At 58.2% G+C, this 21,554-nt stretch carries 20 protein-coding genes and 3 pseudogenes; 9 read left to right on the top strand and 14 right to left on the bottom strand.

The genetic code is table 11. The annotated features are described in order from the left end of the window. Window positions 1-58: 58 nt before the first annotated feature. Together groL and ABSY17_RS01785 are read right to left on the bottom strand one after the other, a co-directional pair. Window positions 59-1,687, bottom strand: coding sequence for a chaperonin GroEL (gene groL / locus ABSY17_RS01780; protein WP_378941589.1), 1,629 nt, complete (start codon window positions 1,685-1,687; stop codon window positions 59-61). A gap of 40 nt (window positions 1,688-1,727) precedes the next feature. Continuing rightward, on the bottom strand, window positions 1,728-1,889 hold the full coding sequence (locus tag ABSY17_RS01785) for a hypothetical protein (RefSeq protein ID WP_378941591.1): 162 nt from the start codon (window positions 1,887-1,889) through the stop codon (window positions 1,728-1,730). A 507-nt stretch (window positions 1,890-2,396) separates the two neighbouring features. Between ABSY17_RS01785 and ABSY17_RS01790 the strand changes: the two genes are divergently transcribed. From ABSY17_RS01790 to ABSY17_RS01820, 7 genes are all read left to right on the top strand, one after another. After that, window positions 2,397-2,657 carry a hypothetical protein gene (locus ABSY17_RS01790; protein ID WP_378941594.1) on the top strand — a complete coding sequence of 87 codons (261 nt, stop codon included), beginning with the start codon at window positions 2,397-2,399 and terminating at the stop codon, window positions 2,655-2,657. Then, window positions 2,654-2,938 carry a hypothetical protein gene (locus ABSY17_RS01795; RefSeq protein WP_378941596.1) on the top strand — a complete coding sequence of 95 codons (285 nt, stop codon included), beginning with the start codon at window positions 2,654-2,656 and terminating at the stop codon, window positions 2,936-2,938. The genes ABSY17_RS01790 and ABSY17_RS01795 overlap by 4 nt, the downstream gene beginning before the upstream one ends. Before the next feature lie 164 nt (window positions 2,939-3,102). Then, complete coding sequence (locus tag ABSY17_RS01800) at window positions 3,103-3,345, top strand: hypothetical protein (protein ID WP_378941598.1); 243 nt, start codon at window positions 3,103-3,105, stop codon at window positions 3,343-3,345. Continuing rightward, on the top strand, window positions 3,342-3,674 hold the full coding sequence (locus ABSY17_RS01805) for a hypothetical protein (RefSeq protein WP_378941601.1): 333 nt from the start codon (window positions 3,342-3,344) through the stop codon (window positions 3,672-3,674). The genes ABSY17_RS01800 and ABSY17_RS01805 overlap by 4 nt, the downstream gene beginning before the upstream one ends. Beyond that, a complete protein-coding gene (locus ABSY17_RS01810) occupies window positions 3,671-3,946 on the top strand; it encodes a DUF1488 domain-containing protein (protein ID WP_378941603.1) in 276 nt (91 codons plus the stop codon). The genes ABSY17_RS01805 and ABSY17_RS01810 overlap by 4 nt, the downstream gene beginning before the upstream one ends. A 481-nt stretch (window positions 3,947-4,427) precedes the next feature. Then, on the top strand, window positions 4,428-5,120 hold the full coding sequence (locus ABSY17_RS01815; RefSeq protein ID WP_378941721.1) for a cupin domain-containing protein: 693 nt from the start codon (window positions 4,428-4,430) through the stop codon (window positions 5,118-5,120). Between the two features lie 11 nt (window positions 5,121-5,131). Further along, window positions 5,132-5,305, top strand: coding sequence for a hypothetical protein (locus ABSY17_RS01820; RefSeq protein WP_378941606.1), 174 nt, complete (start codon window positions 5,132-5,134; stop codon window positions 5,303-5,305). A 147-nt stretch (window positions 5,306-5,452) separates the two neighbouring features. Here ABSY17_RS01820 and ABSY17_RS01825 read toward each other — a convergent pair whose 3' ends face one another. The 7 genes and pseudogenes from ABSY17_RS01825 to ABSY17_RS01855 form a co-directional block, all read right to left on the bottom strand. Next, window positions 5,453-6,961, bottom strand: coding sequence for a peptide MFS transporter (locus ABSY17_RS01825; RefSeq protein WP_378941608.1), 1,509 nt, complete (start codon window positions 6,959-6,961; stop codon window positions 5,453-5,455). A gap of 382 nt (window positions 6,962-7,343) precedes the next feature. Then, window positions 7,344-7,826 (bottom strand): transcription elongation factor GreA, encoded by a 483-nt coding sequence (gene greA / locus ABSY17_RS01830; protein WP_378941610.1) that lies wholly within the window; start codon window positions 7,824-7,826, stop codon window positions 7,344-7,346. Window positions 7,827-8,080: 254 nt separating this feature from the next. Beyond that, window positions 8,081-8,860 carry a type I methionyl aminopeptidase gene (gene map, locus ABSY17_RS01835; RefSeq protein WP_378941612.1) on the bottom strand — a complete coding sequence of 260 codons (780 nt, stop codon included), beginning with the start codon at window positions 8,858-8,860 and terminating at the stop codon, window positions 8,081-8,083. A gap of 1 nt (window position 8,861) precedes the next feature. Then, window positions 8,862-9,068, bottom strand: coding sequence for a ParD-like family protein (locus ABSY17_RS01840; RefSeq protein WP_378941614.1), 207 nt, complete (start codon window positions 9,066-9,068; stop codon window positions 8,862-8,864). A gap of 709 nt (window positions 9,069-9,777) precedes the next feature. Beyond that, window positions 9,778-11,461: pseudogene (locus ABSY17_RS01845) on the bottom strand (sulfatase-like hydrolase/transferase); the annotation flags it as partial. Between the two features lie 54 nt (window positions 11,462-11,515). Then, a complete protein-coding gene (locus ABSY17_RS01850) occupies window positions 11,516-12,214 on the bottom strand; it encodes an IS6 family transposase (protein WP_378941724.1) in 699 nt (232 codons plus the stop codon). Between the two features lie 915 nt (window positions 12,215-13,129). Next, window positions 13,130-13,654, bottom strand: a pseudogene (locus ABSY17_RS01855) (transposase); the annotation flags it as partial. A 251-nt stretch (window positions 13,655-13,905) separates the two neighbouring features. Here ABSY17_RS01855 and ABSY17_RS01860 point away from each other — a divergent pair. Both ABSY17_RS01860 and ABSY17_RS01865 read left to right on the top strand, forming a co-directional pair. Continuing rightward, window positions 13,906-15,984 (top strand): glycosyltransferase family 2 protein, encoded by a 2,079-nt coding sequence (locus ABSY17_RS01860; protein ID WP_378941617.1) that lies wholly within the window; start codon window positions 13,906-13,908, stop codon window positions 15,982-15,984. Continuing rightward, window positions 15,981-17,456 (top strand): DUF6212 domain-containing protein, encoded by a 1,476-nt coding sequence (locus tag ABSY17_RS01865; protein WP_378941619.1) that lies wholly within the window; start codon window positions 15,981-15,983, stop codon window positions 17,454-17,456. Before ABSY17_RS01860 ends, ABSY17_RS01865 begins: the two co-directional genes overlap by 4 nt. Here the strand turns inward: ABSY17_RS01865 and ABSY17_RS01870 are convergent. The 5 genes and pseudogenes from ABSY17_RS01870 to ABSY17_RS01890 form a co-directional block, all read right to left on the bottom strand. Next, on the bottom strand, window positions 17,423-18,430 hold the full coding sequence (locus ABSY17_RS01870) for an NAD-dependent epimerase/dehydratase family protein (protein ID WP_378941622.1): 1,008 nt from the start codon (window positions 18,428-18,430) through the stop codon (window positions 17,423-17,425). The genes ABSY17_RS01865 and ABSY17_RS01870 overlap by 34 nt on opposite strands. 66 nt (window positions 18,431-18,496) lie before the next feature. After that, window positions 18,497-18,958: a DUF4238 domain-containing protein gene (locus ABSY17_RS01875; RefSeq protein ID WP_378941726.1), complete on the bottom strand. Its 462-nt coding sequence runs from the start codon at window positions 18,956-18,958 to the stop codon at window positions 18,497-18,499. Between the two features lie 193 nt (window positions 18,959-19,151). Next, window positions 19,152-19,451: pseudogene (locus ABSY17_RS01880) on the bottom strand (DDE-type integrase/transposase/recombinase); the annotation flags it as partial. A gap of 238 nt (window positions 19,452-19,689) precedes the next feature. Further along, a complete protein-coding gene (locus ABSY17_RS01885; RefSeq protein WP_378941624.1) occupies window positions 19,690-20,661 on the bottom strand; it encodes a branched-chain amino acid ABC transporter permease in 972 nt (323 codons plus the stop codon). A 4-nt stretch (window positions 20,662-20,665) separates the two neighbouring features. Continuing rightward, complete coding sequence (locus ABSY17_RS01890; protein ID WP_378941626.1) at window positions 20,666-21,553, bottom strand: branched-chain amino acid ABC transporter permease; 888 nt, start codon at window positions 21,551-21,553, stop codon at window positions 20,666-20,668. Window position 21,554: the final 1 nt, after the last annotated feature.

Below are 21,554 nucleotides of genomic sequence, written 5' to 3' on the forward strand. Positions count from 1 at the left end.
GTTGATGGGGTTTCATTCATCTTCTGGCCGCGATGCAGCCAGATGGTTCAGGCGTTGCTCAGTAACCCATGCCGCCCATGCTGGTGGGGCTTCCGTTGGAGGTGTTGGGCGGGATATCGGCGATCATCGCTTCGGCGGTGATCAGGAGTGCCGCGATCGAGCCGGCGTCCTGCAGGGCTGTTCGCACGACCTTGGCGGGATCGACGATGCCGACCTTGTTCATGTCGACATAGGATTCCGTCTGCGCGTTGAAGCCCTGATTGGGATCTTTCGCTTCCAGAAGCCTTCCGACGACGACAGAGCCTTCGACGCCGGCGTTCTCGGCGATCTGCCGGACCGGGGCTTCAAGCGCTTTCCGCACGATCGAGATGCCGGCAGTCACGTCGGCATTCGCCCCGGTAAGTGCTGCCAAAGCAGTCTTGGCGCGCAGCAGGGCTACGCCGCCACCGGCAACGATGCCTTCTTCCACGGCGGCTCGTGTGGCATTCAGCGCATCGTCGATGCGGTCCTTCTTTTCCTTGACCTCGGTCTCGGTCGCGCCGCCGACACGGATGACAGCAACGCCGCCGGCGAGCTTGGCCAGGCGCTCCTGCAGCTTTTCCTTGTCGTAGTCAGACGTGGTTTCCTCGATCTGCATCTTGATCTGCTGGATGCGCGCGGCAATGCTGGCTTTCGCGCCGGAGCCGTCGATGATCGTGGTAGTGTCCTTGTCGATCAGCACGCGCTTGGCCTGGCCGAGCATGTCGACGGTGACATTCTCGAGCTTGATGCCGAGATCCTCCGATATCATTTGGCCAGCGCTCAGGATGGCGATGTCTTCCAGCATCGCCTTGCGGCGGTCGCCAAACCCCGGCGCCTTGACGGCAGCAACCTTCAGGCCGCCACGCAGCTTGTTGACGACAAGCGTCGCCAGTGCCTCGCCTTCGACATCCTCGGAAATGATCAGCAGCGGCTTGCCGCTCTGGACCACGGCTTCGAGGATCGGCAGCATCGCCTGCAGATTGCCGAGCTTCTTTTCCTGAATGAGGATGTAGGGGTCTTCCAGTTCGACGCGCATCTTGTCGGCGTTGGTGACGAAATAGGGCGACAGATAGCCCCGGTCGAACTGCATGCCTTCGACAACGTCGAGTTCGGTTTCGGCGGTCTTGGCTTCCTCGACGGTGATGACGCCCTCATTTCCGACCTTGTCCATCGCCTTGGCGATCATCGCTCCGACCGCAGCGTCGCCATTGGCGGCGATGGTGCCGACCTGTGCGACCTCGTCCGATGACCCGACCTTCTTGGCCCGTGCCTGGATGTCCTTGACGACGGCAGCGACGGCAAGGTCGATGCCGCGCTTCAGATCCATCGGGTTCATGCCGGCGGCAACAAGCTTTGCGCCCTCGCGCAGGATGGAGGCGGCGAGCACTGTTGCAGTGGTGGTGCCGTCTCCGGCGAGATCGTTGGTCTTCGAGGCCACTTCGCGCACCATCTGCGCGCCCATGTTCTCGAATTTGTCGGCAAGCTCGATTTCTTTGGCGACGGCCATGCCGTCCTTGGTGATGCGCGGGGCACCAAAGGCGCGGTCGATGATGACGTTGCGGCCCTTCGGGCCGAGCGTGACCTTGACGGCATTGTTGAGGATTTCGACTCCGCGCAGCATGCGGTCGCGGGCATCGGTCGAAAATCTGATTTCCTTGGCAGACATGATGCACGTCCAGTTTGTTCTTGGGGTCGCAGAGCCGGGATCAGCCCGTTTTCTTGGCCGCTTCGCTCGTGGCAAAGGCTCCCATGATATCGGCCTCCTTCATGGCCATGAGATCCACGCCGTCGGTGCCGATCTCTGCGTCCGAAAAAGTGGTGCCACCCTGGATTTGATATTGCCTTCGGCGCGTCGGATAACGACGCACTCGTGAAGTGGCTGGAATTTCATGGAAGTTCTTTCTGCGGTCGGCGCATAGGGCAACCACCCCACATATATAGCGCCTCTGGCACTCGAATGATAGGAGTGCCAAAAATAATTATTGCCATTCTGAAATCAGAAGAAACTTATAGCGCAATGATTTTAAATATTGGAAGATAACGTGAGAATATTGAAGGTTATAATTTGAAGTTAATGGTCGAAATAAGATGATTTAATATTCATTTCGCGTCCGTTTTTTGCCGATTTCACGTTGAAGAAATCTCGAAATAGGCGTATACAAAAAAACTCGTTGATTTGGCCGACTTGGCTTTTCGCGGTGTCAGAGACCTTCGACCCGCCATCCACCACCGAATTCTCGAAAGCGAATGCAGGGCATCGATCCGGCACCTATCTCGCCCGGTTCGAACCTTGGAATGATCCCTGACGCTGACCACGAACGTAGCGTCGGAGCGTTGCGGGGCGCATCCCGCGCAATCCTGCGGAGTACGCAGCCATGACCAGTCGCACCATAGAAACCGTCGTTCACTTCGCATCCCCATTTTCGTTCGCGGGCCTTGATGTGCCGCAACCGGCCGGAGCCTACCGTGTCGATCGCGACGAAGAATTGATCGAGGGCGTCTCCCGGGTTGCTTGGCTGCGGACCAAGACATTCATCCATTTGCCGGCAATCGACACGGAAAGCCCGAAACAGCAGATGGTACCGATCAATCCGGCAGACCTCGAAGGCGTGCTGGAAAAGGACAAACAATCATGACCACGAAAACCCTCATGCGAGGCAATCATCCGACCCGGCGCGACCCAGCAATCCATCGCTTCGCGATAGGGCAGACTGTGCGGCTCAAGCGTGGATCCGGCATGTGGCCATACCGCATCACTGCCACATTGCCGCCGAGGGAAAACTCGCCTCAGTACCGCATCCGCAATGAAGAAGAGTGTCATGAGCGCATGACGACCGAAGACGATATCGAATTGCTCAGCGCGTCGCCGCTTGGTGATGACGCAAGTCTTCTCGAAAGGACATTTGGCAATGGCTAAGGGACAAAAGCGCAGCAGCCGTGAGATCCGAAAGCCCAAGCAGGCAAAGGTGAAAACTGCACTGACACCTGAAAGCACATTCGGCAGCCGGATCAAGATCGCCTGAATCCCGCCGCAGGCGGCAAGGGCAAGAGTTGACGGTCGGGCTCGGGAATTGGACGCAGATGAAGATCGTGATCGAATTCTATCGCACCCGCGGCAAGGACGACGCGCATGCGGTCGTGGGCCGCGAGGCAGATGAAGCCGCTGATGTTGAGGAGGCGATAAAGGTCGCCCAGCGCCTGTCGCAAACCCTCGACCTGCCGCAGCGGCCGGACGCCATGACGATCACGGATGCGAACGGCAGGATCCTTTATTCCGGGGGTACCCATGTCGACGCACTCCCAAAAGGACGGTCACCACCATGAATAACCGCATCAACGAAAGCCAACGCAGACGCGATGCCGCCGCGATCGGCATCTGGGACAATGAAGGCGGGGCGCGCGGCCGCGATGCTCTCGATCATCAATTCGGGCATCAATTCGGGCGGCGCATCGAGGCGGATCGCTCCTGGACCGTCTATCATGTCTTCACGGGCATACCGGCGCATGTCGACGGACAGGCAATGACGGGCCTGACCCGGTCGGACGCAACTGACGGCATGACGTTCCTCAATCTTCGCAGTACCGGCCGCCACAAGGAACGGATCGGGCCAGAGGCACCTGGACCGAACGGCGCGACAGGAGGCAACACGTGACGCTCGCTTTTCTCAATCCGAGCCGCAGCTTCGATGAAGCCAAAAAAGCTGTCCGCTTCATCGGTCATGACGGCATGTTCGAAGTGCGTTTCTTCGTCGAAGCCGGCGCATTGGCGAAAGCGGGGGCCAGCGCAGGCAGGACACAGCTATCCGAGTCAGAGTGCCTGACGGCCTTCGACGCGGCGCGCAAATCAATCTACGATGTCGCGCGCGAAGCCTATTCCCACGGTCGCCGCACCTACTATACCCTGACCGCCGCCGATTTCCGGTGACGGCCCATTTTGAAGTGACACCAGCGACCGCCGGGCAGACATAGCCCTTTGCGCCTGCTATTGACCTCCAATGCTTGGCCAAGGTTCAGCGCACGACCTGTCTCCAGGCCTCCTCCACGAAAAGGCGAGGGACGAGACGTATGAGCTGATTGACCTTCAGCTTCTCCCTTGGGACTGAGAGCCATCGAAGTCCTCGGTGTGGGTTCGGCCCCCATCGAGACTCGTTGTCCGCCGTGTACAACGTCCGCATCTCCGTTAGGCGACCATCTCCACGATGTAGTTCTCCATGGGGTGGCCGCTCAAGCACCTGCTGCACTGCGGCGCTGGTCCGGACACGGATTCAGCGTTAAGATCGAACGTCTCAGCCGAGAGCCCATGATCTTCCATCAGACGTGCGCGTGCATGCGTGCCTTCGAGACCAGCGCGCGCCATGGAGAGCTTCTCGGGTGCCGGCGCGAAGCTGAACGTTCCCGCGGCGGCAGTGGTCAGAAAGGCCTGTGACGATCTAGCCAGACCGGTTTTCGTCGACACGACGAAGTTGGAGTGGGTTCCAAGCCCTGCTGCGGGGGTGGAGCGTCGCATGCTGTTTCGGGTCGGTGATGAGGTGGCGCACGCCACATCCATCGTTCGCTACGCGCCGGAGTCGGCCTTTCCGCGACACGTCCATGGCGGTGGCGGGGAAATCCTCGTGCTGGAAGGGACGTTCCAGGATGAGCATGGTGACTACCCGGCAGGAACCTATTTCCGCAATCCGCCGGGAACCTCGCATGTCCCGGCCGCGAAGGATGGCTGCACGATCTTCGTTCGCCTGTGGCAGTTCCGCGAGGGTGACGACATGCAGATCGTGCGAAGGCCAGGAGACGGCGAGCGTGACGGTCAGCGTCTTGGCGCATCACAGGCTGTCATCCTCTTCGACGACGGCCACGAAGAGGTCCGGATCGAGACCTGGCAGCCCGGCGCGACCGCTTCCATTGGGAACGAACGGGGGTTGGAGTTCCTCGTCCTCGCAGGCACCGCAACGATCGACGGTGAGACGCTGGGCCCTCAGAGCTGGGGCCGCCTGCCGGCAGGCGTAAACCTGACCGCTAAAGTCGGCCCCGAGGAAGTGCGGGTCTGGCTGAAGCACGCTCCGCCGCTCCATCCGGACGTGCTTGAAATGCCCGCACGGCGCTGAACATCTGGCGAATGAACTACAACGGCGCGCGCCCGCACTCGAAACTCGGATGGCAGACACCCAACGAGTTCGCACTGACCTTCCCCACGCGTCGGGCTTTGGCGCTGCGCAATGCGAAAAGCTCCGCGCCAGCGCCAGCCGCTCCACCCGCCATCAGGGCAAAGCCACGCCGGGTACGAACTTAAAATTGGATAAATCTGGGGCAACGTCAGCGCACCATACATTTCAGGGGGCAGGCCAGCGGCTGGCAGACTGTCGGCTGATCCCGCTGCTGCTGCGGCGCTGCCTGCGATACTCATTGCCAACTGGGCGATGAAAACGGACCAGCGGAGTTATTGAGCCTCACGAGCTTCTTCAAGCCGCTCGCTACCACCAAGAGCCCAGCGGGTAAGCGGGCGAGCAATGAGGATAAGCACGACGCCGAAGGCGGCGCTGGTGAGGAAGATGCGCATGAAGGCGTCCGGGAGGCCGGCCGCGTTCCCGGTGTCCATGCCGGATGCGAGCAGTCCGGCCATCAGGTTTCCGAGCGACGAGGCGACAAACCAGAAACCCATCATCTGGCTGGTGAAGCGCTCGGGCGCGAGGCGGGAGAAGGTGGACAGGCCGACCGGGCTCAGCAACAGTTCACCCACAGTGTGGACGAGATAGGTACCGATCAGGAAGAACGCGGAGACCTTCACGCCTGTTGCTGCGGTCTGCGCCGCCGGCACGAGGATCAAATAGCCTAAACCCATCGCGACAAGCGCCAATCCGAACTTCACGAAAACGGGGATGGTCCAGCGGTTTTCGGCATAGATCCAGAACGCGGCGAAGGCCGGGGTCAGCAAGATGATAAACAGGGCGTTGAGGTTCTGGAACCACGAGGTGGGCACGGTGAAACTGCCGAGTTGGCGCCGGGTGAGGTCGTTTGCGAAGAGGTTAAGCGATGAGCCCGCCTGCTCAAAACCCGACCAGAAGAGCGCTGCGGCGACAAAGAGGAGTGCAAGGGCGATCATTCGCCTCTTCTCCGGGCCGGTCAGGTCGCCGGCAAAGTATATGTTCAGGAAGAAGGCGCAGGCCACGGTGATGATGACCATTCCCATGGCCTGCGCGAGGCCCTGTGGGCTGGTCAGGCTGATCTGACCGGTCAGTGCGGCTGCGGCGACCAGCAGCACGACCGCGCCGCCGATCATGCCGGTGAAGATTTGGTCACGCTTGCCGGTGACCGCGTCGGGGTGGAGGTGGACGGCGGGTGCGCCGCCCTTGTCGCGAAGCGAGGTACGGCTGGCATACAGGAAGTTGACGAGCCCGAAGAACATCGCGACAGCGGCAGCGCCAAAACCCCAGTGCCAGCCCCAGTTCTCGCCGAGGTAGCCAGCGATCAGCCCGCCGAGGATCGCACCGATGTTGATGCCCATGTAGAAAAGCGAGAAGCCAGCGTCGCGGCCACCAATGTCGTTCTTGTCATAAAGCAGGCCAACCATGGTCGAGATGTTGGGCTTGACCAGCCCGGTGCCGATGGCGATGCAGACGAGACCAAGGAAGAAGATTGAAGCGACGGAGCCGGAGAACGCGAGCAAGGCGTGCCCGACCATGATGGCGACACAGCCGACGATGATGGCGCGCCTGCAACCCCAAAAGCGGTCGGCGATCCACCCACCTGGCAGCGCCAGTATGTAGGCCGAGGCGGTATAGAGGCCGTAGATTGCCGCAGCGTCGGGGGTTGTAATGCCGAGGCCACCGTTTTGAAGCTGGTCGACGAGAAAGAGGATAAGCAGCGCTCGCATGCCGTAGTAGCTGAAGCGCTCCCACATCTCGACAAAAAAGAGGGCAACTAGCCCCGACGGATACTTCCCGGACATCGGACTCTCCGCGGTCGGCATTCGTTAGAACTATAGCGCGGATCGGATGAAAAAGCGCGTCAGAGCTTTCTGGCGACGAGAGGTCGCGACATCAGGGACTTGCTCGCAAGCCGCCTGCATTCTGACCGAATACAGCGCCGCGCGACTTTCGAGACTCGCCAAGGCAGCTGTAAATTCTTGAAATGCTGCACAATTCCTCAAATTGATTCCAATATGAGGTATTGTATAGCAGGGCCAAAATCCAAAGCTGGTGGCATTTTCTAAATTTTCGTATCTCACGCATGCGCGGTGTCGGTATACCAAACGTGACGGTGGCGGTTGACCGTGACGAGGTCACAGAACCTGCCTGCAGTCCGGTTGTGGGTCGTACCCAGATGTCCAACTAAGAAATGGACAGGATCTCGAGTTCGCGCTGCCCTAGCTGGACAACATCGCCAACTCTTTTGCCAATCAGCGCGATGGCAACCGGTGAACCATGCGATATGGAAGCTTGAGACGGGTCGGCCTCATCTTCACCGACGATGCGAAAGGTCTGAGTTCGGCCATCGTCGCGCTCGAAGGTAACGGTGTGACCGAAGGCGATCACGTCATTGGACGTGGGCACCGGCGTAAGCTGAGCCGTACGGACGCGCTCGGCATAATAGCGCATATCTCGAACGGGAACCGCTGACTGACGTCGCCTCTCGTTGACATCTTCCAACTCGTTGGCGGCCTCGAGAGCCTGTCGAGCGCTGACCAGTTCATCCTGCAGCATCTTGAGGCCTGCCTCCGTGACGAGGTTGATCCGATCGGAGATGGGGCGAGCTGGCAGGATGGTCTCCGATGCTGCCTCGGCGCTTTCCTCCTTGGCAAATGCTACGCTCAATTGGTTGGGACTCCCTGCCGAACACTGTCAGTAATCGGATAACCTGCAGCCGATAACAAATCCGAAAAAATTTGACCGCTGGCTTCGGCAGCAGCGTAATCCCACAAAAGGTGGTTGGTTCTCGGCCCGCTTTCGAGGCAAGGCATCGGCAAAGCAGCTGGTCGCATAGCAATCGTCGCAAATGTGCATCGAAACAGCCGGCCGCCTGCTTTCATCGCGTTCTCGCCCCACCCAAGGCAGGTGCGGACCGATGATCACAATCTGCTTTCCAGCATCGGCGTCTCTTCGCGGCGCAGGGTCAAGACTTCGACACCCATCCTCGTGACGGCAACCGTATGCTCGAATTGGGCGGAGAGTTTCCGGTCGTTGGTCACGACCGTCCATCCGTCGCTCTCGGTCGAGACCTTGCGGGTGCCCTGGTTGAGCATCGGCTCAACGGTGAAGACCATGCCCTCGCGCAGCTTCAAGCCCGTTCCCGGCCGTCCGAAATTGAGCACCTGCGGTTCCTCGTGCATCTCGCGACCGATGCCATGCCCGCAAAATTCTCGCACAACCGAATAACCGTTCCTTTTGGCATGCCGTTCGATCGCGAAACCGATGTCCCCCAGATGTGCTCCGGGACGGACCTGTTTGATGCCTTTCCACATCGCCTCCTGGGCGACCCGCACGAGCCGCGTCGCGGCGGGCGCGGCATGGCCGACCAGGTAGGTCTTGCTCGAATCGGCGATGAAGCCGTTCTTTTCGAGGGTGATGTCGAGGTTGATGATGTCGCCATCACGGATGATCTCGCCCGGACCGGGCACGCCGTGGCAGACGACATGATTGATCGAGCAGTTCAGGACATATTTGAAGCCATATTGCCCCTTGCTCGCCGGACGTGCGGCAAGATCCACGGTGATGAAGCGGTCGACCAGATCGTTGACCTGCAATGTCGACATGCCGGCCAGTTCCTGCCCGTCCAGCATCTCGAAGACGGACGCTAGCATCTTGCCCGATACGCGCATGAGCGCCAGCTCGTCCGGGGTCTTTACCATGTCAGGCGACCGCTAAATCCTGGACATGCACATGCGCCGCTGCGAACTGCATCTTCACGATTTCGTTGAAGGACAGGGTTGGGTTGGCTTCAGCCAGCATGCCGATCTTCATCCAGAACTCGGCCTGCGCATTGATAGACCGGCACATCACTGTGCTGGCCCGGCGGGCTTCCTCATGCAGGTCCTCGTCGATTTTTACGATGCCCATCGACAGCTCCCAAAGCTAACGGATATGCGAACCGTATATGGTTCGTATATCATTCGGTCAATGGGATGCTGAACTGAACCACGCCGGATTTGAGCCGCGTGGGGGCGGAGCGTGGATGACCTACTCAAGGTCGTGAGCTGAATGGCTGCTATTTCCAACTGGATGCCCGATAGCTGCCGATCTGCTTGCGGTGGACCCTTACCCTTTGTCTTGTCTATCGCGACGAACAATTATCGCCACAACGGGACATTGTTACGCCTCTCCAATCGGACCTTTGCGCCACAGTCGGAACCTGCCCAAAGGCGGGTACTCGGCTTGCCAACTGACACTATCTCGCCTGCGTGGCGAGCCAAGCACGGCCGAGAAGGATCGACAGTACCGCATGAAGCCCAGGAGGCCGGCAAACCCACCCGCGAGGCCGAGATAGGCGATCCACGATGTAGAGCGGCCCCGGCCGGCACGCGACACCCAAGGCGATCAGGGCGATGCCTGCGGCGCGCGCAACTGGTATGGCGATGCCGACAAGCTCCTCGCCGAGCAAAATGTACCCGATGATCGATGGGACAATGGGCAGGGCCGCGCCCGTCGCGGCTTCGACGGCAGCGGCGAAAATGAGCACTCTGTTCATCGCATCGATCCGCCCGGTCTTACCAGGAACTTCCGCGACAGCTGAGGGAGTCCCGGGGTGAATTGTCTTTTCAAGTTCCAGCTATTTCAGTTGGAAAGTCAGCTTGTCGATCTTGCCGGTGAACTTGAACGGAGGTTCGTAGCGATACTCGACCATCGCGACCCCAGTGCGGGTGTCCCGGCCGATGTCGAAGGTTTCGTCCTCCGGGAATGTTACTGGAGTGCCGTGTTCCAGCGAGTTCTTGGCCACTTCCTTGCCGTCCACGGAAAGGATGCCCGTGCCTCCCTTGCCCAGATCCGAACCGTCCGACTTGAAATCGAAGACGATGGTGTGCTTGCCTGGTTCCAGCTCGGGCCCTTCCCACATCGTGCGCTTGAGGTCGAGGAGGTTGTAGAGGAACACGACCCGGCCCCTGCCGACGCCGAAGTCGCCCTTGCTCAGGAAAAGACCATAGCCGCCAAACCGCCCACCCTCTGTGACGATCATGCCTTCTGCACCGCCTTCCGGTATCTCGACGTCGGCCGTGATGGTGTAGGACTTGTTCAGGATGCTCGGCGCAGCGCTGGCTGGCACGCCGCTCAGCTCACCCGAATATGTGAACTCCGTCCGTCCTGCCGTGAGGTTCGGGCGCGGGGTGTTCCAGCGCGCGAGCGTCGAATTGTCGAGCGGCAGGACGTCGTATTTTTTCGCCTCGGAATAGAAGAGGTCCTGCATCTGCTTGAGCTTGTCGGGCATCTTGGCGGCGAGGTCGTCGAACTGGGTGGGGTCGTCCTGCACGTTGTAGAGTTCCCAGTTGTAACCGGTGATTACATCCGGGGGCGTCTTGGTGCTCAGTTCCCACGGCAACGTCGCTGGCGTTGTGGCCGCTACCCACCCGTCATGATAGATGGCGCGATTGCCCAGCATCTCGAAATATTGCGTCGTGTGCCGGGTTGGAGCATCGGCATTCGCCTTGTCCCACGTGTACATCATGCTCACCCCTTCGATGGGGCGTTGTTCGATGCCGTTGATCGTATCGGGCTGGGGGATGCCGGCGGCCTCGAGGATCGTCGGCACAATGTCGATGACATGATGGAACTGGCGGCGGATGCCGCCTGCGTCGGTGATGTGCCCGGGCCAGGACATGGCCACGCCCTGTGCGGTTTCCACCGAAGTGTGACGGCACCTGCTTCACCCCCTTGAACGGCGTGTCCATCGCCCACGCCCAGCCCGCCGCGTAGTGCGGGAACGTCCGTTCCGATCCCCAGAACGGATACCACAGGAACTGGTCCTTCACAGGCACGGAAACGCCGTTGAAGGTAGTGAACTCGTTAGGCGTGCCGTTGAGCATACCCTCGGCACTCGCGCCATTGTCGCCGCCAATATAGATGATCAAGGTATTGTCGAGCTCGCCGAGATCGTCGACCGCCTGGATAACCCGGCCGATCTCGTTGTCGGCATAGGCAAGGTAGGCCCCGTAGACATCCACTTGCTTGATGAAAAGCTTTTTCTCTTCAAGATTAAGCGAATCCCATTCCGGCAGCCCCTTCGGCCATAGCGTCAGCTTGGCGTTCTCCGGCATGATGCGAAGGCGCTTCTGGTTGGCGAAAATGGTCTCCCGCAGCTTGTTCCAGCCTTCGTCGAACAAATGCATGTCGCTGATCTTCTTGACCCATTCCGGCGTCGGATGGTGGGGCGCATGGGTGGCCCCCGGCACGTAGTAGACGAGCCAGGGCTGGCCGGGCGCGATTTCCTTGAGTTGCCTGATGTACTGGACGGCTTCGTCGGGCTGTGTCGCAAACTCGTGTTTGGGATGGCATGAAGCCCATTGCGGACAGGACTATGCAGCGAGGATTTCGAACTGCTCGGCAAGGGATGGTGCGGGATTGTAGGCGTACCTTGCCTGTCGTTTCCGCATCATGTGCACCATCTCAACCCCAGACAGGATCGTCGCGGCGCAGGTCATCGACTTGAACCCGAGCATGGATCGGATCCGGCGCTTGACGCGCCGATGGTCCTGTTCAATGCGGTTGTTGAGGTATCGGCTCTTCCGCATACGGATTCGCTTCAGCCGCCGGCGCGATCGATCCTGCAATTGATTTTCGCCGTCGCAGGCAATGATTGCTTCCTGGTTCGTTTGGCTGCCGTCAACGACAACACGATCAGGTCTTCCATGACGCTTCAATGCCTTGCAGATGAAGCGCTTGGCGGCCAACAGGTCACGATGCTCGCTGAAAAAGAACTCGACCGTGTCACCGACGCTGTCGATGGCGCGGTGGAGGTACATCCACCGGCCGAGAACCCGGATGTAGGTCTCATCGATATGCCACTTCCCGGTGACACCTCGCTTGCGCGCGTTGAACCGCTCCAGCAACAATGGTGAGAAGCGGATGACCCAGCGGTGGATTGTGAAGTGGTCGACGCTGATGCCACGTTCGGCCATCATCTCTTCCAAATCACGCAGGCTGAAATTGTAGGCAAGGTACCAGCGCACGCACAGCAGGATTACCGAACGGTCGAAATGACGGCCTGAAAACATGGAACTCTCCAAGGCAAAAGGAGCAGCATCCATATGTCAGCCTTCGTTGACACGCAGTGTGCGACACAACCCTTCCGTCACACCTATCGATCGGATCGCCTCCGCCACCGATTTGCCCTGCGAACTCAGCACGTCAACCTGCCGAAGCTTCGTGACGATCTCTTCCGCAGCGTGTCTCTTTCTGGCCAATTCTTCAGTCCTCCATCGGGCGGCGGGCGCGTACATCAAGGGCCTTGTTAAGTATCCATCGCAGTTCAAGATAGAGTTCCTCAACAACAACCCGCCGATATACGATCTTCTTCCGAAGGTGAAAGGAGCTATCGAGAAGTTGCAGGAGAACCAGGAAGAAAGGTATCCGCGGCCGCAATAGTCGCCGAAACATGGCCAGGAGCACCGGCATTCGCTTAATCGGCGCTCCTGGGTGTGAGACGAGCCGTCGGCCTGTCTGGTTCCGCGGGGCATGTGCTTCTTCGGATGCGGGCAGAACCGCCGGGAGATGGCACCGCAGTTGTCTGGCAGCAGACATCGACTTGCAGTATCGGTAATGGCCGCTTTCGGGCAGTGGCAAAGGCGCACTCAGCGACCGACTTGGGGCGCGAAGCTGTCATGCCGCGGACCTCGCCACCGGCCACCTCGTCCGCATACACCGCCTTTCCAACGCTCCCTAAGCCAAGACTCCAACCACAAGCCGACTGCAGCCCGACATCGCATGCGCCTAGCTCAGTTCGACGAGGTCAGTATCAAGTCGGACTCTGACGTGTATCTCTCAAGAGCGGCGGCCCCTCCGAGGAGCGTTGTTGGGCCGGCGGACGACCCGTACCTTTCCGCTGCTTTCGCATCCGCAGTGGAATTATCGCCACCATCTGTCAATCGGCGCGCAAAACTGGGTCTGACGCAATCTCGATGAAGTCCGGGTCATGCAGCGCCGATCAGCCTGGCTTGCAGGAGATCGAGCTTTCCGCGGCCATACATCTGTCGCTTCACCAGCTTGAGTTTGGTGATCTGCCCCTCTGTCTGCCATTTTGATTGAGGTTCGGTGATCGCGGCGCGGACGGCTGCGCGGTCGCGCGTGATGCCGCTGGCGAAAGACGCGATGAGGCTCGTGCCTGCGTCGGTGATCCACGATTCCAGATCGCACGCGGCCTTCTTTCGGATCATCGTATGGAACCTGTCGATCAGACTGCGGGCGTCGACCAGCGCGGGCACCCCGGCCTCGATAGCAGCAATGGTCACCGTGTCGGATCTGCTCAGATGATCACGCGCCGTCGGCATCAGGCGCGCGATCGTTCTGGCTGACGGTACCTTTTGAAGTTGCTGGTCGGAAGCCCGCTCGGCGCGGCGACGGCGGGTCGCCTATTCGCCCACAACGCGCAAAGAGCCACGAAAGCCCCTGGCTTTCAGGAGTCGCCAGAGTTCAGCGCCATTGCGGCAGCCTGCGCTCGGCAGAACCCCGTTGCGTCATATGGAATCTGTAAGGTAAGGATTATTGTCGCAGAGGGGTTCTTTCCGAGCGTTACAAAAAAATACAGATCAATCCGCCGCCGTCTTCAATATTTTTATGGAGTATTAAATTTTTGATACAAACTGTGTTTATTTCTTTTGATGGAAATTTGCCTTTGAATGATCGGATACATGTTTGTTGTCTTGAAAATATTGTTGGTTGAGATGGATTCGATACTGGTTGCCGATACATGACAATGCAGAATCGAAGCGATCAACCATGCGATAAAAGCGATATACGTGCAGTCATCTTGATCCCGGCATATGGGCAACCCGCCCTGACTGCTGAGACCTTGCACACCGCAATCGGACAACAATGCGATTTTCCATTTGCGGTTGTTGTCGTAAATGACGGTTGTCCTGTGCCGGAAACGCATGAGATTTGTCAGAACTTTGCCGCTTCATATCCCGGCAAGGTCTTCTATCTCAGCAAGGCAAATAAGGGGCTAAGTGCTGCGCGCAATTCCGGACTTGAGTTCTCCCTTCGTGCCTTTCCGGCTCTCGAAGCTGTTTTCTTTCTCGATTGTGACAACCATATCGGTCCTCATCTACTGCGGAGACTGGTGCACGCTTTACGGGCCGGAGATAATCACGCGGGCTGGGTCTATACGGACGTAGACAAATTCGGCTTTGCAAGCTTCAGCGACATGTCGGGACCATATTCTTCGCTTGAACATCTTTTCCGCAGCTTCTGCGAAGCGGGTAGCATGGTTTCGCGGCGCATGCTGGACGCTGGCGCCCGTTTTGATGAAGCAATGCGGAAAGGTGTCGAGGATTGGGATTTTTGGTTGCAGGGCCTTTCGATGGGCTTTCACGGCATTCATGTTGCCAACGCCGGCTTTCATTACAGGCGGCGCGGCGAGAGCATGTTGACTGAGGCCGAGCGGGATATTGCTCCTATTCTCGATTACATCCGTAAAAAGCATACTTCCCTATACTCGATACAGGCGGTTCAGGAACGTGAGATAAGGGGACGGGTCCGTTACGCGGTCTATCATCCGGATACGAGGCTCGTGCGGTACATGACGGCGACTTCCGATCCGTCTGCGCCGATCGTGCTGGAAGAATACTTGCGGTGCCTGCTGCGGGCCGCAGAGAAGCCCGATTATGGAAGCTGCCCCGGTCATCTCATCGTTCTGGAGCAGAATACATATGATCTGCTGTCGGACATGAAGTTGCTGGCTGGTGTTTTCTGGATCCTGGAATGCGCGCTTCAGCAGGCGGCGAGCACGAGTTGCACGATTGATGTGCGGACGTCAGTCTATGTTTCTCTTGCGTGGACATCCGCCGATTTGCCCAGGGCCGATAAACTCTCCGTACCATTCCCGTCACAACCCGTTCATGTATGGGCAGTGGAGGCTGGTGCCTTGCTGGCCGAGCAGTTTCCCGAAGGCGGTTTTGCTTTCGGCAACCACTGGCATACGGTCAAGCCATTTGGCAGCCGTCATTTCACGCTCGAAATCGCAGCTCCAAACGTAACGCAGATAGACGCGTCGCCGATCGCATCGGACGCTTTTGCCGCCTTATCTTCGGCATTGGCAACTGTCGCCGAACAGGGGAGCCGGTCTTTCTGGCATAATGTTCCCTATGATCGCTATCGCGCACAGGCTGCGATGCCTCGAGACTACTATCCGGAGTTTTTTCGAATCTATTCGTCGCTTCCTGTCATGCAGGCCGGGAATGCCATAGCGTTTGTGCTGGATCGGGCCGAACACGACGATATCGCGAAAGCGATACAACTTGCGATATCAGTTCGCGCGCATGGTCTGGTCCCGCATCTCCTATGCTTCGGTTCTACCTTTGCCGGGCCGTCCGCCGATCTGGATGTATTTGCGGAAATCATATCCCTGCCGCTGCCGTCACTGGGTAATCATTCGGACCTTACTCAGAATTACATGGGAACGGATTTACCTTTGCTTGACGGACGAGATCGTCAGGCAGCGCTCGGCACTCTGGCCGCCTTTTCGAAAGTGGTATCGGTTCGAGGCCGTGTGCTGCATCTCTTGGCCGGTTCTTTACGAAAACTGGGTGTGAGGACATGGGCCTTTATTGAAGATGCTAAAGCCGGGGCAATCAATGCGGCTGTTGCCGGCTCGGCTTTTGAACAGGCATACGACGCCATATTTCCGGAAACCGCCGATGTCCTCCATTTGTGTCGGGCCATTGGTTATCCAGCGGGAAAATTGAGGGTTTGGGAAGAACATTTCCCAACTCGGACGATCACTACCGCCATGCATAATTTTCAACAAACAGCTGATGTTTTCTCATGATCGCTGCTTCTTCAAAATTGTTGTCGACCCTCTTTTCAGGGGGCCCAAAGATTGTGATCGTCAGGACAGAGGCCTGCAATGAAGATATCCGCTTGCCCGACCTTCCTGTTGAGTGGCTCGCAACAACCACTGCTGATGGAAGCGTCTTCCGTTTCTCCGAGGACGATGAGCCTGCCTGTCCGGTAGAAATGCCGCCAAGCAACGTTCTGGCGGTCTGGGTCCCACATTCGCATCCATCCGTCGATGCTTTGAAACAGTGGTGGGAGCGCGCCAGCGGAACCAGTCGGGGGCCGGTTTTTGTACACGGTGACGCAACGCATCTTATCGGCGCAGTAGCGGGCCAAACCTTGCGTGAAAACAATCGTTTGACCAGAATGAACCAGACGCTGCTGGAAGATCTGGCGGCACTGCGAGAAGGCCTTGCGCATCACGTACGAGTCCCGCCGGAACTTGAAGTTCTGTTGAAGAATTTACGTGCGGCTCCGCCGCGCCTGATTTTTGAAACGCCTTTCTTCTCTTCAGCTGCCTCCGTAACAGGAGCGATTATTCAACCCTTGCTCACTGGTGCGCGGGGCATTCTCGGGGTCGATCTACATGTGTCGAATGCTGGACTTGGCGCAGGCCATCTACTTGTGAAGTTGCAGGTACCAAGTTCGGGGCTTGAGTTGGCGCTGTGGCGCATACCCTACTCGGAAACCTTTCCCGGATGGCTAGCCTTGCGTCTCCCGGCCGTTTCGGCCCGGATGGATTCGATTGTCGAACTTGCCGTTGAGCCACACGGTGACGGGCAGCCTCCAGAATTGACCTGTTCGCCTGCGGGACTGATGAACGAATATGCGTTCATCGGTTCTGATATCACCGGAAGCATGCTGCGAATGAGAATGTGGGGCGGATTTCCGGGGCTTAGCTATCAATCGCCATCGTCAGACACGTCATTCTCGCCAGCTCTGGTCAAGATTTCCGACCATCTGGTTGCCGCGGCCCAAACAACACGACCGCTGACATGGACTTATCCATATTTCAACTATCTCGGAGCGGGGCGGTTGCTTTTGCGCCCGCTGAAGGTGACCCCCGCGTCGTCAGCCCGCATTTCTCTGCCTGCTCTTCCTGGACTTGCGGCTTTGAATTGCACGGTAAGGATCGATGATGCGCTTTGCACGACAAAGATGCTCGTTCGTTTGGCGGCAAGTCTTCCAGGCCGGAATATCGACGAGGTTGAAGATGGGACGGCAGCACTTGCCGTTACGGAGTGGACAGAATTGTCCGAACCTTTACGAATTTTCGATTTGCGGTTGGCTTTGCCAAGTGTGGTAGCCGAGCCTATCGAGTTGCATCTTTTTTCGCGGCTTCCGGAAGGTGGAAAGCTCGATCATGGCAAGGTCGTTTTCGGTGGTTTCGAGGCGACGCTCAACGAGCGGGCCGCTTTTTCCCATCTTCCTTATTTGCCGCAGGCGGATACTGAAAATTCCTGAGCCTTCTTCGGATGGATCGCCTGATACGGACGTTGTGCCAGGCGCCACGCCACATAGCGGGAGATCCCTTCGTCCAGGGATATGCGTGGACGCCAGCCAAGGTGCGCTTCAGCACGGCTGATATCCAGCACATTTCGCGACACGTCGAAGGAGCGTGTCGGTTTATGATGGATTTCAAAGGGAACGAGATGATGGGCTATTCGCGCGCATATCTCATTGATACTAGTTCCCTGACCTGAGCCGATATTGAAGACGGTTTCCATGCCGGAATAATTCAACGCACGGATAATGGCATCTACGACGTCGTCGATGAACAGATAGTCGCGAACGATATTACCGTCGCCCCATATTTCGATCGGCATTCCCTGAATGATTCGTTCGACAAAAACAGCAATTGCCCCTTGTATTTCTTTATCGGCCTGTCCGGGGCCGAAAGGGTTGGCTAGCCGCAATGTGATGGATGGCAACCCATGCAGGCGGTGAAATAGACGCAGATATTTCTCAGCAGCGAGTTTGGTAATCCCATAGGCGGAGATCGGATCAGTCGGATGATCCTCGGGGATACGGTCCGCATCGGATTGCCCGTATACGGTGCCGCCGGAAGAAATATAGACCAGTTTGGGCAGGCTGTGGCGGCGAGCCGCCTCGAGCAACCTTACAGTTCCGGCAAGATTGACCTGAATGTCGGCAATCTTGTTCTCAATGGAAGCTGCCGGAACCATCGTCCCAGCCAGATGAATACAAGACGAACAGATTGGCAGGATCGAATCCAGCAGACATTCGTCGTCGAAGCTGCCTTGCACGATTTTCAGTTGGTCGGTTGGTGCGATACCTGCGAACCGCCTGCGAACCCGGTCGACCGGAGACCGGCTTAGAACCGTGACTACGTTCCCGTGTGACAGAAGAGCCTTGACGAGATGGGTGCCGATAAAGCCGCCTCCGCCAAGCACGAGACAATGTTGTGGGTGATCCATTTAGCCATCCGCAGCACGATGTTTTCCCATCCAAACGCCAATAATACAGCGGCTGTCAAACGGCGTTCAAAGCTGGGTCTGACTCACATTAGATGATTTTCCATGACGACGTGGTGCTGTTTTCTGAGGGGAATCAGCATCATGGCGAGCATTTTGCGTTTGTCGTCCTTGATCCCAGCCGGATTGATCGTCGAGAGCACCGCCGAGGATCGGGGAGTGGTCGCCTAGTATCGCCTTCAGGGCGGAAGCAGCCTTGCTATCGACGGGCGAAAGGAGGTTTTTCTCAACCTCTTGCGAGATCGAACCGTCGAGACCCTCGATCGCATACAGCCTATCGATGTAGCCTGTGGCGGAGGGGTGCTTGCGAAGGGGCTTCACGATGTTCTTGTACAGGCAACTGAATTCAATATGATTTTCGGTATCATCGATCCATCTCTTGAAATAGAATCCTAGCAGGAAGTGTCGTTTTTTTGGATATTTTATATTGAGCTGGGCGCCTACCAGAAAGTCTTCATCAGATTCAGAAATATTTGAAGAAGATTTTCTCGCCGTTCATCGCGGATGCCTCGGAGACTCTCTCCATCCTATACAACGAGTCTGCCTAATTGTTCCACCGCCAGGTCATTGAAGGTCGACATGTTCGTCAGGGATATTGTGGCTTGTCAGCCGGCTGTGTCGCAAACTCGTGTTTGGGATGGCATGAAGCCCATTGCGGACTGGACTATGCAGCGAGGATTTCGAACTGCTCGGCAAGGGATGGTGCGGGATTGTAGGCGTACCTTGCCTGTCGTTTCCGCATCATGTGCACCATCTCAACCCCAGACAGGATCGTCGCGGCGCAGGTCATCGACTTGAACCCGAGCATGGATCGGATCCGGCGCTTGACGCGCCGATGGTCCTGTTCAATGCGGTTGTTGAGGTATCGGCTCTTCCGCATACGGATTCGCTTCAGCCGCCGGCGCGATCGATCCTGCAATTGATTTTCGCCGTCGCAGGCAATGATTGCTTCCAGGTTCGTTTGGCCATGAGCGTTTCTGACTCGACGTCGTCAGAATACCTCGACACAGGCCGCATAAGCTTGTCGAGCCGCCAACAAATCTGCCCCGGTTACGTGATCGGGGAACCGGGGCGGATCGTCTGACCGTGGCGCTGTGCCGGGGCATCGGCTCGGGCATTATCAACAGCCAGCTAGACCTCAGGCTACACGCCACCGCCGATCGGGACACATGACCCCGCCACGCGTTTCGGCGAAGTGGCCGTCAGCCTTTCTTGGCCATCAGCCGATGCTTAAGCTCTCCCACGATCCCGCGCCGGAACACCATGACGCAGATGACGAAGGTGACGCCGATGATGACCGGAACGGGCAGGTTCGTCATTGCCAGGTAGTTCTGCATCGTAAGTACCAGTCCCGCGCCTACAACCGGTCCCAGAAGCGTGCCCATGCCGCCCAGGAGCGTCATCAGGACGACCTCGCCGGACATTTGCCAGGTCACGTCCGTCAGCGTGGCCATCTGGAACACCAAGGCCTTGGTCGAGCCGGCGAGGCCCGACAGGCCGGCAGACAGGACGAACGCGAGCAGCTTGTATCGCTCCGTGTGATAGCCTAGCGAGATGGCGCGAGGCTCGTTGTCGCGAATGGCACGCAAGGTGTGCCCGAAAGGTGACTGCATGGCACGCCAGATCAGTCCAAAACCGAACAGGAAGATGGCGAGAACCGTGTAGTACATTGCGTATGTGTCGTTAAGATCGATGATGCCGAAGAGGTGACCGCGAGGAATGCCCTGAATTCCATCCTCGCCATGTGTAAACGGCAACTGAAGCGCCATGAAGAACACGAGTTGCGACAGGGCGAGCGTGATCATTGCAAAATAGATGCCCTGGCGGCGGATTGCCAAAAGGCCAAAGGCAGCGCCCAAGGCGACGGCTGAGAGCGTGCCGAGCAGTATCCCGATCTCTGGCGGCAGACCCCAGATTTTGACCGCGTGGCCGGTTATGTAGGCGGCCCCGCCAAAGAAGGCGGCATGTCCGAACGAAAGCAGGCCTGCATATCCGATCATCAGATTGAATGCGCAGGCAAACAGCGCGAAGCACAAGACCTTCATCAAGAAGATTGGGTAGATTGCCAGCGGAGCGACCAGGGCTGCAGCCAGGAGAACGACGGGTACAACCCGCTTGTAGGACCAAGTCGCGGTGGCCGGCTCGATGGCAGGTGCAATAGGGGAGGGTGTCATAGGATCAAGTCTCCGGCTGCCCGAACAGGCCCGCGGGCTTCAGAATGAGCACGATGGCCATGGCCAAGAAAATGACGACGCTGGATGCTTCGGGATAGAACACCTTGGTCAGGCCTTCCAGGAGGCCTAGTCCAAGCCCGGTAACGATGGCGCCGAAGATCGACCCCATCCCACCGATGACGACCACCGCGAACACGACAATGACGAGGTTCGATCCCATCAAGGGGCTGACCTGATAAATCGGGGCGGCAAGCACGCCGGCAAATCCCGCCAGCGCCACGCCGCCCGCATATGTCAGAGCCAGCATGAGTGGCACGTTGATGCCGAAGGCCTGGACCAGCGCAGGGTTTTCGGTCGCCGCGCGCAGGTACGAGCCGAGACGTGTCCGCTCTATCAGGTACCAGGTGCCGAAACAGACGACCAGCGAAACGATGATGACCCATCCGCGGTACACCGGGAGGTACATGAAGCCGAGATTGTACCCGCCTTTGAGGACGTCGGGGATTGCGTAGGGGAGGCCCGACACGCCGTACTGTTGCCGCAGCAGCCCCTCGATGATCAACGTGATGCCGAAGGTCAGCAGCAGTCCATAGAGGTGATCCTCCTTGTAGAGGTGGCGTAGAAGTGCGCGCTCGAATGCGATGCCGATGATGCCGACCATGATTGGCGCGAGCAGCAGGGATACCCAGTAGGAAATGCCGACATAGGTCAGCAACATCCAGGCTACGAACGCGCCGAGCATGTAGAATGCGCCGTGCGCCATGTTTACGACCCTGAGCATGCCGAAGATCACGGCGAGCCCAAGACTGAGCATTGCATAAAAGGATCCGTTGATCAGACCCAGCATGAGCTGGCCGAACAATGCCTGCGCTGGAATTCCGATGATCGTCATC

Origin of the sequence: Mesorhizobium sp. ANAO-SY3R2 (assembly GCF_042466635.1) — a bacterium.
Lineage (GTDB): Bacteria > Pseudomonadota > Alphaproteobacteria > Rhizobiales > Rhizobiaceae > Aminobacter.